We start from the raw sequence: 12,528 nt of genomic DNA, 5'->3' as shown, positions 1-12,528 counted from the left end.
CCGTCTAACGGAGTTGCAATGACGATTGCCCAGACCCAAAACACCGCCGAACAGCTGCTGCGCGACGCCGGCATCCTGCCGGTGGTTACCGTGGACACGCTGGACCAGGCGCGCCGCGTCGCCGATGCGCTGCTCGAAGGCGGCCTGCCCGCAATCGAGCTGACCTTGCGCACCCCGATCGCGATCGAAGCGCTGGCCATGCTCAAGCGCGAACTGCCCAACATCGTGATCGGCGCCGGCACCGTGCTGAGCGAGCTGCAACTGCGTCAGTCGGTGGATGCCGGTGCGGACTTCCTGGTCACCCCAGGCACCCCCGCGCCGCTGGCACGCCTGCTCGCCGACGCGCCGATCCCGGCCGTGCCTGGCGCGGCCACGCCGACTGAACTACTGACCCTGATGGGCCTGGGTTTCCGCGTGTGCAAGCTGTTCCCGGCCACTGCCGTGGGAGGCCTGCAGATGCTCAAGGGCCTGGCAGGTCCGCTGTCCGAGCTCAAGTTGTGCCCTACCGGCGGCATCAGCGAGGCCAACGCGGCCGAGTTCCTGTCGCAGCCGAACGTGGTGTGCATCGGCGGCTCGTGGATGGTGCCCAAAGACTGGTTGGCCCAGGGTCAGTGGGACAAGGTCAAGGAAAGCTCGGCCAAGGCGGCGGCGATCGTTCGACAGGTGCGTGCGGGCTGATTTCTGGGCGCCGCATCCAGCGGCTTGTAAGGCCGGGCTTCTGCGTGAAGAAAGCTGGTTGCTCGATGAAAGCCTGATTGGCTGGCGCCTTGATCTTGTGCGTGGGAGCGGCCCGCGGGCGCCGGGGCAGGACACGCCGTGAACCCATCCATGGGGGCTCTTACACGACATCCATGTCGTGTAAGGTCCTGCCCCGGCACCCGCGGACCGCTCTTCGAATGTTCCTGTGTTGGCGGAACGGGGAGCGGCGATTCCTGTCGGGCACATCCCCGCCAAGTTTTGAAAAATTGCCTTACCTGATCAAGATCATGATGGCGACTCGCCAAGGCGGCAGCGTGGCTGGGGATTGGCGGAGAGCGGCACAGGGATGTGCCGCGGCGGCGAGTCAGACAGGATGTCTGATCGAGCCGAGGAGCCAGTCCCCGGCCGCGCTGCTGCCGCTTACCGAAGCCAGTAATCAACTGCCGCGGACTTGGCAGTACGCGGGAACCGTACCCTCACCCCAACCCCTCTCCCGGCGGGAGAGGGGCTTCAGGCGGCTCATGACGTTCAAGATTCGAGCGCTACGTGGCGGTGGCGTTTTCGGCGTACCACGACACGCCAGCAGATCCCTGATCTGCTGCTGTCATCGAAAATCGCGCAGGTCTTGAAACAGGATGGAGAATTCGCTTGCCTTGACTAGTGCATGACAGCGACTTGCCGAGGCGGCAGCGTGGTCGGGGATTGGCGGAGAGCGGCACAGGGATGTGCGGCGGCGGCGAGTCAGACAGGATGTCTGACCGAGCCGAGGAGCCAGTCCCCGGCCGCGCTGGCGCCGCTTACCGAAGCCAGTAACTGACAGACGGGTTGTACCCGGAGAAACCGTACCCTCACCCCAACCCCTCTCCCGACGGGAGAGGGGCTTTATGTACCTGACGTTGTTTCAAGATCCGAGCACACTGGTCGATGACTTACGTCATGAAAGACCTCAGCACGATTGACTGCTCATGACTCCAAAGCAGCGCTTGCCTGCGGCGTCTTCGGCAGGCCGCGCGCACGTCGTACCAGCGCTGCTGCGCCGTTGCTCATGTCATCGAGAATCGCGTAGATCGTCGGCAGGAACAGCAGGCTCACCACCGTCGAAAATGCCAGGCCGCCTGCAATTGCGCGGGCCATCGGGAAGTACGGTGGGCCGTCGCTGAACATCGTGGTGCTGGTCAGCGAGATCGGCACCATCGCCAGGATCGCCGTGCCCATCGTCATCATGATCGGCCGCAAGCGCTCGCGTGAGCCTTCGATCAACGCCTGCGTGCGGCCCATGCCGCGGCGGCGCAGATTGTTGATGTGCTCGATCATCACGATGCCGTTGTTCACCACCACCCCCATCAGCACCAGAATGCCGATGAAGGACATGATTCCGAACGAGGTGCCGGTGATCCAGAACAGCCAGAACACCCCGAAGATCGAAAACAGCACACCGCTCATGATCGCCGCCGGAAACAGCAGCGACTCGAACACTGCCGCCATCACCACGTAAATCATCACCAGCGCGATCACCAGATTGAACACCATCTGGCCCATCGCTTCGCCGTCGTTCTGATAATCGCCGCCGTCGAAGGTATAGCTGTAACCGGCCGGGAAGCTCATCGCCTTGAGCGGTTTTTCCATCGCTGCACGTGCCTCCGGCACGGTGACTTTTTCGGCCAGATTGGCCTTGATGGTCAGCGTGGTCTGGCGATTGGTGCGGCCGATCTGCGTCGCAGCCGGGCGAATCTGCACGTCCACCAGACTGAGCAACGGCACGCTGCGTCCATCTTTGGTGCGCACCGTGAAGCTGGCCAGATCCTCAGGCTTGCTCTGTTCGGCGCCGGCAAACCGCACCCATACCGGCACCTCGTTGTCGCCGCGGCGGAACTCGCGTAGCGGCGTACCACGCAATGCCAGGCCTACGAAGCTTGCCACCTGCTCGGCACTGAAACCGAAGGCCGCCGCGCGCTCGCGATCGACGCGGATCGCCAACTCGCTGGTGCGGTCGCCGGTGTCCACGTGCACATCGCGCAATTCCTTGCGCTGTGCCAGCAATGGAATCACGTCGTCAGCCAGCGCCTGCAATGCCTGGGTCGAATCGCCGACCAGCTGCACCTGCACGCCTTGATTGCCGCTGCCGCCATCGCCCTGGTTGCCGATGCTGTAGTCCGCACGCGCCGAGCGCGGCAACGCCTTGCGAATCTGTTCCAGCAACGGCGGCAGGCCTTTGACCTTGCTCGCGTCAAAGGTCACCGTGGTGCTGCTGCCTTCCACCTCGCTGAACCACGAATACACCTGGGTGATGTGGTACTTGTCGCGATTGGCTTCCAGGAAATTTTCGACCCGTCCGATTTCCTCGCCGAGCTGCTCATGCGTGTACGAGCCTTTCCATTGGTACTGGATGAAGGCCTCGTTGCCGCCATCGCCGCCGAACATGTCGACCTTGGTCAACTTCATCGGCACCAGGCTGATCGCGCTCACCAACACGATGCCGGCCACGCTCCAGCCGCGATGGGCAAGCGTCCATGCCAGCACCTTGGCATAGCGACGCTGCAGCCGCGCGATCACGCCATGTTCGGAGGTCACCATCGGCGGTGTCTTCATGCGCGCCGACAACATCGGGATCAGGCTGATCGCCACCAGCCACGAGGCCAGCAGCGACACCGAAATGGTGATCGCGATCTGCGCCATGAAGATGCTGATGTTGTTGGTTTCGCCGAACAGATTGGGCACGAACACGATGCAGTGACACAAGGTGCCGGCGCTGAGCGCGATCGCCACGCTGCGCGTGCCGAGCAGGGCCGCCAGCTGCGGTTGACCGGGCATGCGCTCGCGTTCCTGGTAGATGCTTTCCACCACCACCACCGCGTTGTCGACCAGCATGCCGACCGCCAGCAGCAAGCCCATCATGGTCAGGATGTTGAGCGTGACACCGACGAAGTACATGAAGCCCAGCGTGATCGCAAAGCAGATCGGAATCGCCAGCGTCACCATCAGCGTCGATGGCCAGTGGCGCAGGAAGAAGAACAGCACCGTGATCGACAACAACAGGCCGACCGCGCCGGCTTCTGCCAGTTCCGCCAGCGACGAGGTCACCGCCTTGCCCTGGTTGTCGATCACCTTGATCTGCACATCGCGCATCGCAGGTTCGGCGCGGATATCTTCGACTTCCTTCAACGCGGCCTTGGACACGTCCACCAGGTTGGCGCTGCGCTCCTTGTAGACATCCAACCCGATCGCCGGGCGTCCATCTAGACGACGCCCGTAATTCATCCGCGTCGGCTTGAGCCGCACCTCGGCGATATCGCCCAAACGCAGTCCTTTTGCGTTGAGCACCAAATCGCGCAACTCCTGCAGATCGCGCAGTTCGCCGATCGGCTGCACGCGGATGCGCTGGCCGTTGTCATTGATCTGGCCAGCAGATACCGAGAAATTGAGCTTGCTCAGTCGCTCGCTCAAATCGTTGAGGCTGAGGTCGTGCGCGGTCAGCCGGTCCGGCGCGATGGCGATCTCGACCTCGTTCGGCGGTGCGCCGGAGATCTCCACCTTGGCCACGCCGGGAATCCGTTCGATGCGCCGCTTGAACTCGCGGTCGAGCATGTCGTACGCACCGGTCAGATCGGTCTGGCTGGCCAGACGCACCTTGAGCACCGGCTCGTCGCTGCTGGACCACTTGAAGATATGGAAGCGCTGCAGATCCTCCGGAAAATCATCGCGAATGGCATCCAGCCGCTCGCGCGCATCCGATGCAGCGATGGCGATGTCGCGGTCCCAGTCGGAGAACTCGATGAAGATATTCGCGCCATCGGCGGTGGCGGTCGAGCGCATGCGCTTGATGCCGGTCATCGTCGCCAGCGCTTCCTCGGCCGGCCGCACCAGGTTGCGTTCCACCTCGTCCGGGGTGGAACCGGTGTACGGCAGTTGCACGAACAGGAACGGTGCGGAAATGTCCGGCAATGCTTCCAGCGGCAGCCGGAAGGCGGCGATCAAGCCCACCACCACCAGCGACACGAAGCACATGATGGTGGTGACCGGGCGACGGATGCTGAAGGCGGCAACGCTCATAGCGCCTCCAGTCCGTCGGTGTTATCGCGCGCCTGCGCCTGCTGCCGCGCCATGCGCCGGCCGCGCTCCAGGTAGTACGCGTCCGCGCGGCGATCCAGCAAGTCGTACACCACCGGGATCACCAGCAAGGTCAGCAACGTGGACACCAGCAGGCCGCCGATCACGGTGATCGCCATCGGCGCGCGCACTTCCGCGCCCTCGCCCATCGCCACCGCCAGCGGCAGGAAGCCGAACAGCGTGCACAGCGTGGTCATCACGATCGGCCGCAACCGCGAACGCGCGCCTTCGATCAAGGCCTCGCGCTTGGGCACGCCTTCCTCGCGCAACTGGTTGACCTTGTCGATCAGGATGATGGCGTTCTTGGTCACCAGCCCCACCAGCAGGATCAAGCCGATGAAGACCACCACCGACACCGGCTTGCCGGTCATCAGCAAGGCCAGCACCGCGCCGACCATCGCCAGCGGAATGGTGAACAGGATGACGAACGGATGCAGCAGCGATTCGAACTGCGAGGCCATCACCAGATAGACCAGAAAAATCGCTAGACCAAACGCGAACAACAGCGACTTCACCGACTGCGCCAACTCCTCGCCCTGCCCGCCGATATGCATGCCTACGCCGGCGGCCAGCGGATTGTTGCGCACCATCGACTCGACCTCGCGCACCGCACCACCCAGATCCATGTCATGCAGGCTGGCCGACACGATCGCCACACGGGTCTGATCGGCGCGATGGATCTCGCTCGGCCCGGTCGTCGCCAACACCTCGGCCACCGCCGCCAGACGTACCGGTCGACTGCTGCCCGGGTTGACGATCAGCTGCCGGATCGCCTCCACACTGGCGCGGTCGCTGTGCTGCGCACGCACCAGCACATCGATCTTGCGATCGCGGAAGCTGTAGCGCGTGGCCACATCGCCGCGCACCTTCTTGACGATGACATCGGCGATCTGGCGCGTGGTCAGCCCCAATGCACCGGCACGTTCCTGATCGAAACGGATCTGGATTTCCGGAAAGCCCTCTTCCACCGTCGATTTGACGTCGGCGTAGTGGCCATTGGCCCGCAGCATCGCCGCCAGCTTCTGCCCGGCACGTTCGAGCTCGCCCAGATCCTGCCCGCGCAGTTCCACTTCCAGCGGCGTGGAAAAGCTGAACAACGCCGGCCGCGCAAAATCCACCTGTGCCCCAGGATGCCCGACCATGCTGCTGCGCAGCCGCTCGGTGGCCGCAGCTTCCACTTCAGGACTACCGCCGCCGGCCATCACCACGGTGAGCTTGCCGATGTTCTCGCCGCTCTCGGTGGGGTTGGCATCCAGCCGCGTGCCGCTGCCGCTGACGCCATACAACGAGGCAATGCCCGGGTCCTTGTCGTGCGCCAGCTGCAACTCGCGCACCAACGCATCGGTCTGCGCCAGCGGCGTGCCGGAAGGCAACTTCACGGTCATTTCAAAACGGTCCTGCGCCAGCTGCGGGATCAGGTCCGCACCCAGCATCGGCACCAGAAACACCGTGCCGATAAACGCGGCCGCCGCCAATCCCAGCACCAGGCCGGGCCGACGCAATGCCGCCGGCAGCATCGCCAGATAACCACGCTCGGCACGCCCATACGGCGCCATCGCCAGGTCGCTGGCCTTGCGCATCACCGGCGACACCACCCGCGCGATGCCACGCCAGAGCTTGATCACCGCCCATGCACTACCGAAGAACGCGTAACGCACGCTCGCACCCGCGCCACGCCGGCCAGTTGCCACCGGCTTGAGCCAGCGCTGCTCCGGCTGCCACTGCGGATGGCCCGGCTCGTCCGGGAACGCCATCGGCGGCGCGCCCTTGAGCGAACTCAGCATCGGAATCAGCGTCATCGACACCACCAGCGAAATCGCGATCGCAATCGCCACTGTCATCGCCTGGTCGCGGAATAGCTGCCCGGCAATGCCCTCGACAAACACCAGTGGCAGGAACACCGCAATCGTGGTCAGCGTGGACGCCATCACCGCCATGCTCACTTCCCGGGTGCCGGCAATCGCCGCATCCAGCACGCTCAAGCCACGTTCGCGCGCCTTGGCAATGCTCTCCAACACCACGATCGAATCGTCCACCACCAGGCCGGTCGCCAACGCCAAGCCGCCCAGCGACATCACGTTGAGGCTCAGTCCTAACTGACCCATGAAGAAGAACGTGGTGATGATCGACACCGGCAACGACAGGCTGATCACAAACGTGCTCCAGCCATCGCGCAGGAACAAGAAGATGATCAGGATCGCCAGCACGCCGCCAATCACAGCATCTTTCTTGACGTCGCTGATCGCATGTTCGATGAAGTGCGACTGGTCCTCGATGGTGGTGATCTCCACATCGCCGGGCACGGTCGCCTTCAACTGCTCCAAGCGCTTGCGCAACGCAGCTGCCGTGGACACGGTATTGGCATCGCCTTCCTTGTAGATCGCCAGTTCCACCGTCTCCTTGCCGCCAAGGCGGATGATCGCCTCGCGTTCCTTGTAACCCTGGCGCACCTCGGCCACATCTTTCAATCGCACCGGCATGCCGCCGGCAATGCTGCTGCTGGCCGACGACGAGGTGCTCTGCACTTCGGCCGCTGCAGCCAATGCCGCCTGCGAGCCGGTGGACGCGGCAATCGCATACATCTGCTGCATCGCTGCTTCCGCCGCGCTGCCGCTGCTGCTTTGCGTGGTCACCAGCATGTTGCGGATCTCGTCCAGATCCACGAACTGGTTGACCGTGCGCACCAGATACCGCTGCGAGCCTTCTTCCAGGCGGCCGCCGGAGATGTTGACGTTCTCTTCCTTGAGCCGGGTGATCACGTTGTCGATCGGCAGATTGAGCTGGGCGAGTTTCTGCTGGTCGATATCGACCTGGATCTCGTCTTCCAGACCGCCGCCGACCTTGACTGCAGCCACGCCGGCCACAGGTTCGAGCTTCTTCTTCAGATCCTCGTCGGCGTAACGACGCAAGCCGGTGAGCTGGCGGATCGCATCGCTGTCGGAGGCCGGCGCCTGCTTGGGCGACAGCGCAAGCCGCACGATCGGCTCGGTCGAGGGATTGAAGCGCAGCAACACCGGCGGCTTGGTTTCCAGCGGCAGCGACAGGGCTTCCATCTTGTCGCGCACTTCCAGGCCGGCCTGGTCCATGTTGGTGCCCCAGGCGAATTCCAGCACCACATCGCTTTGCCCGGTGCGCGAGATCGACTTGAGCTTGCGCAGGTTCTTGACCACGCCGACCGCTTCTTCCACCGGCTCGGTCACCAGCGTCTCGATTTCCGCCGGCGCCGCACCGGTGTACTCGGTGCGCACGGTCAGCGTGGGATAGCTCAGATCCGGCAGCAGATTGACCTTGAGGCTGCGCAGCGCGATCAGCCCGAACAGCAGCATGGTCACGGTGATCATCGCGATGGTCACCCGCCGCCGCGTGGCGAAGGCCACCAAACCACCGCCGCCTCGGTGCAGAGGCGCGTGCGGGTCGTGCACGGGTCCGTGCGCGTTGCCGTGATCGCTCATGAGCGTTTCTCATCGCTGCCGGTGTCGCCGCCGGCTGCCGGTGCCGCCGCCACCGGCTTGCGCTCGGGCTGGCCGATGATCTGCACCGCCGTGCCATCGCGCAGCGCCACCTTGCCGGCGGTGACCACCTGGTCGCCTTCCTTCAAGCCTTGCCGCACTTCCAGCCACGGACCCTCTGCATAACCGAGTTTTACCGGCACCCGGCTGGCCTTGCCGTTACGCACCACGAACACCGCCGGTTCACCATCGTCCAGCAGCGCCAGGCGCGGGATCACCAAGGCATCCTTGCGCTGGTCGTAATCGATGCGGATGCGCCCGAACATGCCCGGCTGCAGCGCTTCGGCGCCCTGGCCGAACGCACACACCACACGAAACGTGCCGCTGCCCGAATCCACCACCGGCGCGATGCGATCGACCTTGCCGATGAATTGCTGGCCCGGCAGCGCGTCGGCGAGCAAGGTCACCGGCTGGCCGGATTTGAGCGTGGCCAGTTCGCGCTCGGGAACATTGAGCGTGGCTTCCAGCTGCGAGTCGTCGACGATGCGGAAGATCGGCGTATTAATCTGCACGAAGTTGCCGGTCTTGATCGAACGCGAGGCGATCACCCCGGAAATCGGCGCCTGCACCGTGGTGTAGGACAACTCGAGCGATGCGAGCCGGTACTGTGCGCGGCTGTTTTCGACATCGAACTTGAGCTGATCGACATCGGCGGCACTGACCAATTGCTGGCCGACCAGTTGCGTGGCACGGCGATAGCTGTTTTCCAGCTTGCGCAATTGCGCCTCGCTTTGCGCCACCGCCAGATGCGCGCGGTCCGGGTCCAGCCGTACCAATGCTTGGCCAGCCGACACTTTTTGCCCCTCTTCCACCATCACCGCCAACGCCACGCCGGACGTCTTGGCCACCACCTGTGCTTCGGCACGCGGCTCCAGGGCGGCGGTGCCGGTATAGCTGGCCGCCACCGCACGGCGCGCGGCCTTGGCGATTTCCACCGGCACCGCATCGACGGTTTTCTTTTCCTCGGCGGCCTTGGCCTCGCCGTCTCCGGTCTTGCAACCGGCCAGCAGCAGGCTAGTGGTGATCAACAACGCGGCGGCGCAGGTTCCGCTGCGGCCGGGCAAGAAAGAGAGTGGCGACATCGTCGTGTCCTAGTGGATGCGTGAACAGGTGTTGTAGGCAAGTAGACCACCCGAACGATCATGTCGCCAATGCGCCAAAGGTCATGGTCTGTTCAAGTTTGCCTATTCACCCCCGGTTTGCGCCGCGCCAAATCGCAGGCATACTCGGACCGGTTCGTCACGCCCCCACGTGCGGACGCTCAATCAGTCTTCCGGATACGAAACCATGCGCCCGCAGCCGCTCGCCGCTTGTCTCGCTCTGGTCGTCTTCCTGCCGTTTGGGGGCGCATCAGCGACACCGTCAATCCCGCCTGCAGTTCCGTCCACGCCTGCGCCCGCCGCGGCAGTGGCAACACCTGCCGCGCCCACCGGCAATCCGTCGAATGGCCGGCTACTGGCTTACACCTGCCAGGGCTGCCATGGCGTGACCGGCTACAAGAACGCCTACCCCAGTTATCGCGTGCCCAAGATCGGCGGCCAGTCCAGCCAGTACCTCACGCAGGCGCTGACCGAATATCGCCAGGGCAAGCGTAAACACCCGACCATGCAGGCACAGGCGCAGAGCTTTTCCGAGCAGGATATCGCCGATATCTCCGCCTACCTGTCCACCCTCAAATAAGCGCCCACATGACGAACGCCCTGTACGCTCCGCGTCTAGCCATCGCCCTGGTCGCTGCCCTGATGCTGGCGGCCTGCTCCCAATCCCAGGTGGAATCCACCGATCATTCTGCCGGCGATGCCGGCCACGCCAGCGGCGAACACGGCTCCGGCTCGTCGGCCGGCCTGCCGACCGGCCGCGCTGCCGCTGGCTACAAGCTGGCTCACGCGAAAGGCAAAGCCACCGGCCAGAGCTGCGTGGATTGTCACGGCGCCGATGGCAATGCGCCGATCGACCCCAGCTACCCCAAGCTCGGCGGCCAGTACGGCGACTATCTTGCGCATGCCTTGCAGGCCTACCGCAGCGGTGACCGCCAACACGTGTTGATGACCGCGCAGGCCACCGCGTTGAGCGATCAGGACATCGCCGATCTGGCCGCGTATTTCGGTGCTCGGCAGACGCAGTTGCGCGATCTGCACGGCGTCAACTGAGTCGTAGCGTGCGTGTCGTATCGGGCGCACGCTCCGTCTCATTCCGAATGAAAAACCACTTGCGCGAACCTTAACCGGCCGCTATCATTTTGTTCTCAGTTTCGTGGGGCCATAGCTCAGCTGGGAGAGCGCCTGCATGGCATGCAGGAGGTCGGCGGTTCGATCCCGCCTGGCTCCACCACTCCTGGCATTAGGCCGTCAGGATGACAACTCAGGTTTTGATACGCGTCCCCATCGTCTAGAGGCCTAGGACACCACCCTTTCACGGTGGACACCGGGGTTCGAATCCCCGTGGGGACGCCAATCATCTGAAAGCCTCGGCACTGCCGGGGCTTTTTTTTGCGTGCTTTTTGTTGCGACCACTGCGGGCGAGTAGATGCATTAGCCGATGCACCCGGCGGCAGATGCATCCAGCAAATTTTTTTCTACGAATTACTTCCCAAGCGCTCTCGATGTCGCTATGATTGCCGGCTAGCAACACTGCGGGGCCATAGCTCAGCTGGGAGAGCGCCTGCATGGCATGCAGGAGGTCGGCGGTTCGATCCCGCCTGGCTCCACCAAATTCTAGACATAGGCCGTCTGGAATCTACAACCAGGTTTTGATACGCGTCCCCATCGTCTAGAGGCCTAGGACACCACCCTTTCACGGTGGACACCGGGGTTCGAATCCCCGTGGGGACGCCAATCATCCAGAAGCCCCGGCACTGCCGGGGCTTTTTTTGCCTGACGTTTACGTGTGCGAACGTCTACGCAAAAAGCTGCGTCAGGTCTGCCCGTCATCCAATGCCTTGCGACCTTCGTGAGTGAGATCGATATCGCCGTCTTCGGCCTGCGTCGCGTAGCCGGCGCGCACTGCCCAATTGGCTTCTTCGTCGGCGACCGGCGTGGTGTCGTGAATGTCGCGAAGAATGCGCAGTTGCTGCGAAGAGTCAAAATCCATGGAGGCCACCTGCTTGTAAAGAGCCTTCCACGGTACGGACCGGGCGTGATGGTTGCGTGCCTGCATGTCGTTCGACGCGCATCGAGATCATCTCGCGTGCATGCGCTCGCACTGCGCAACGCCATCCCATGCCATGCCATGCCGATCATGTGCCCGCCCGTGCGAACAGAACGCACTGCGCCACAACACCGACATACGCCACATCGCACGGTTCGACCGCGTGTGCGAAAAAAAGCGCTCGCATGCGACAACCTCAGCGTGCGTCATGAAGCAAATCAGCAACCCAGTCGCGCCCTCTCCATCACCACCGAACCATGCAAAGCAAAAAGCCCCTCCAGATTTCGCCGGAAGGGCTTTCGCTTGTACTGCAGTAACTTGGTGCCGAAGGTGGGACTCGAACCCACACGCTTTTAAGGGCGGCGGATTTTGAATCCGCTGCGTCTACCGATTCCGCCACTTCGGCGTGGCCGCGCAGTATAGCGACTCGCGAGCGAAACGAACAGTGTCAGGACGTGCCTGACGAATTCAGCTGCAAGCGGGGTCTGCAACCCGTGGGCGAACCGGTGTCGATATACTGGCTGACTTACGTGGAGGAGTGGGCAATGTCGGTGTTGCGTGGAATTCGGGTACTCGTGGTCGAAAACGATGACATGAATGCCATGCTGCTCGAGTTGCAGCTCGTCCAGGCTGGCGCCGCCGTGCTGGGCCCTGTTGGAGAAGTCGCCGAAGCGTTGCAGCTGATCAATGCCGACGCGCCCGATATTGCAGTGCTGGATTACCGTCTCGGCAATGGTCAGACCAGCGAGCCGATCGCTCGGCTGTTGTCGGAGCTCGGAATTCCGTTCGTGCTGGCCACCGGTGTTGCCAGCGGCAGCATCCCGAGCGGCTTCGAACGCGGCGTGATCCTGACCAAGCCCTATTTGTCCGAAGAACTGGTCGGTGCCCTGTCCAGGGCGCGGCAGCTGAGCGACGCAAACAGCTAACGCAACGAACAGCACCACCACACGGCGCAAAGCGAGCGCGGCCGCCGTTCAAAATCCGCAGGTTTCCACCTATGTCGCAGTTTGTGCGTGCCCTTCTCTAAATGGCGGGCACCTGCTGCGCTTGTCTGCTGGTCCAAAGC

Annotated in this window: 8 protein-coding genes and 5 tRNA genes; 8 read left to right on the top strand and 5 right to left on the bottom strand. The window is 63.4% G+C overall.

Annotation, left to right across the window (positions count from 1 at the left end; genetic code table 11):
* Nucleotides 1–18: 18 nt before the first annotated feature.
* Complete coding sequence (locus tag ABS769_RS01760; RefSeq protein WP_023904102.1) at nucleotides 19–678, top strand: bifunctional 4-hydroxy-2-oxoglutarate aldolase/2-dehydro-3-deoxy-phosphogluconate aldolase; 660 nt, start codon at nucleotides 19–21, stop codon at nucleotides 676–678.
* Nucleotides 679–1,662: 984 nt separating this feature from the next.
* Here the strand turns inward: ABS769_RS01760 and ABS769_RS01755 are convergent.
* From ABS769_RS01755 to ABS769_RS01745, 3 genes are read right to left on the bottom strand one after another with little or no spacing between them, the layout of a single operon-like run.
* Nucleotides 1,663–4,749 (bottom strand): efflux RND transporter permease subunit, encoded by a 3,087-nt coding sequence (locus ABS769_RS01755; protein WP_317061996.1) that lies wholly within the window; start codon nucleotides 4,747–4,749, stop codon nucleotides 1,663–1,665.
* The gene (locus tag ABS769_RS01750; RefSeq protein WP_317061998.1) at nucleotides 4,746–8,258 is read right to left on the bottom strand and encodes an efflux RND transporter permease subunit; all 3,513 of its coding nucleotides are present in this window, start codon (nucleotides 8,256–8,258) and stop codon (nucleotides 4,746–4,748) included. The genes ABS769_RS01755 and ABS769_RS01750 overlap by 4 nt, the downstream gene beginning before the upstream one ends.
* On the bottom strand, nucleotides 8,255–9,397 hold the full coding sequence (locus ABS769_RS01745; RefSeq protein ID WP_317061999.1) for an efflux RND transporter periplasmic adaptor subunit: 1,143 nt from the start codon (nucleotides 9,395–9,397) through the stop codon (nucleotides 8,255–8,257). The genes ABS769_RS01750 and ABS769_RS01745 overlap by 4 nt, the downstream gene beginning before the upstream one ends.
* Before the next feature lie 205 nt (nucleotides 9,398–9,602).
* Here ABS769_RS01745 and ABS769_RS01740 point away from each other — a divergent pair, with 205 nt between their 5' ends.
* The 6 genes from ABS769_RS01740 to ABS769_RS01715 all read left to right on the top strand — a co-directional run bounded on the left by ABS769_RS01740 (nucleotide 9,603) and on the right by ABS769_RS01715 (nucleotide 11,149).
* Entirely contained in the window at nucleotides 9,603–9,995 is a 393-nt protein-coding gene (locus ABS769_RS01740; RefSeq protein WP_074057432.1) for a c-type cytochrome, read from the top strand.
* A gap of 8 nt (nucleotides 9,996–10,003) precedes the next feature.
* Nucleotides 10,004–10,465, top strand: a complete 462-nt coding sequence (locus ABS769_RS01735; RefSeq protein WP_317062000.1) for a c-type cytochrome — start codon at nucleotides 10,004–10,006, stop codon at nucleotides 10,463–10,465.
* Nucleotides 10,466–10,570: 105 nt separating this feature from the next.
* Nucleotides 10,571–10,646: transfer RNA gene (locus ABS769_RS01730), tRNA-Ala, on the top strand.
* A gap of 46 nt (nucleotides 10,647–10,692) precedes the next feature.
* Nucleotides 10,693–10,768 (top strand) — tRNA-Glu (locus ABS769_RS01725).
* Between the two features lie 181 nt (nucleotides 10,769–10,949).
* Nucleotides 10,950–11,025 (top strand) — tRNA-Ala (locus ABS769_RS01720).
* Nucleotides 11,026–11,073: 48 nt separating this feature from the next.
* A tRNA-Glu gene (locus ABS769_RS01715) sits at nucleotides 11,074–11,149 on the top strand.
* Nucleotides 11,150–11,228: 79 nt separating this feature from the next.
* Here ABS769_RS01715 and ABS769_RS01710 read toward each other — a convergent pair.
* Together ABS769_RS01710 and ABS769_RS01705 are read right to left on the bottom strand one after the other, a co-directional pair.
* Nucleotides 11,229–11,405 carry a hypothetical protein gene (locus ABS769_RS01710; RefSeq protein ID WP_043909075.1) on the bottom strand — a complete coding sequence of 59 codons (177 nt, stop codon included), beginning with the start codon at nucleotides 11,403–11,405 and terminating at the stop codon, nucleotides 11,229–11,231.
* 376 nt (nucleotides 11,406–11,781) lie between these two features.
* Nucleotides 11,782–11,868 (bottom strand) — tRNA-Leu (locus tag ABS769_RS01705).
* A gap of 139 nt (nucleotides 11,869–12,007) precedes the next feature.
* On the opposite strand from ABS769_RS01705, the gene ABS769_RS01700 reads away from it, so the two are divergent.
* Complete coding sequence (locus ABS769_RS01700; protein WP_023904110.1) at nucleotides 12,008–12,388, top strand: response regulator; 381 nt, start codon at nucleotides 12,008–12,010, stop codon at nucleotides 12,386–12,388.
* Nucleotides 12,389–12,528 lie beyond the last annotated feature (140 nt).

Source organism: Xanthomonas hortorum, from assembly GCF_040279205.1.
Classification (GTDB): domain Bacteria; phylum Pseudomonadota; class Gammaproteobacteria; order Xanthomonadales; family Xanthomonadaceae; genus Xanthomonas; species Xanthomonas hortorum_F.
This window is presented reverse-complemented; position numbering and strand designations above follow the sequence as displayed.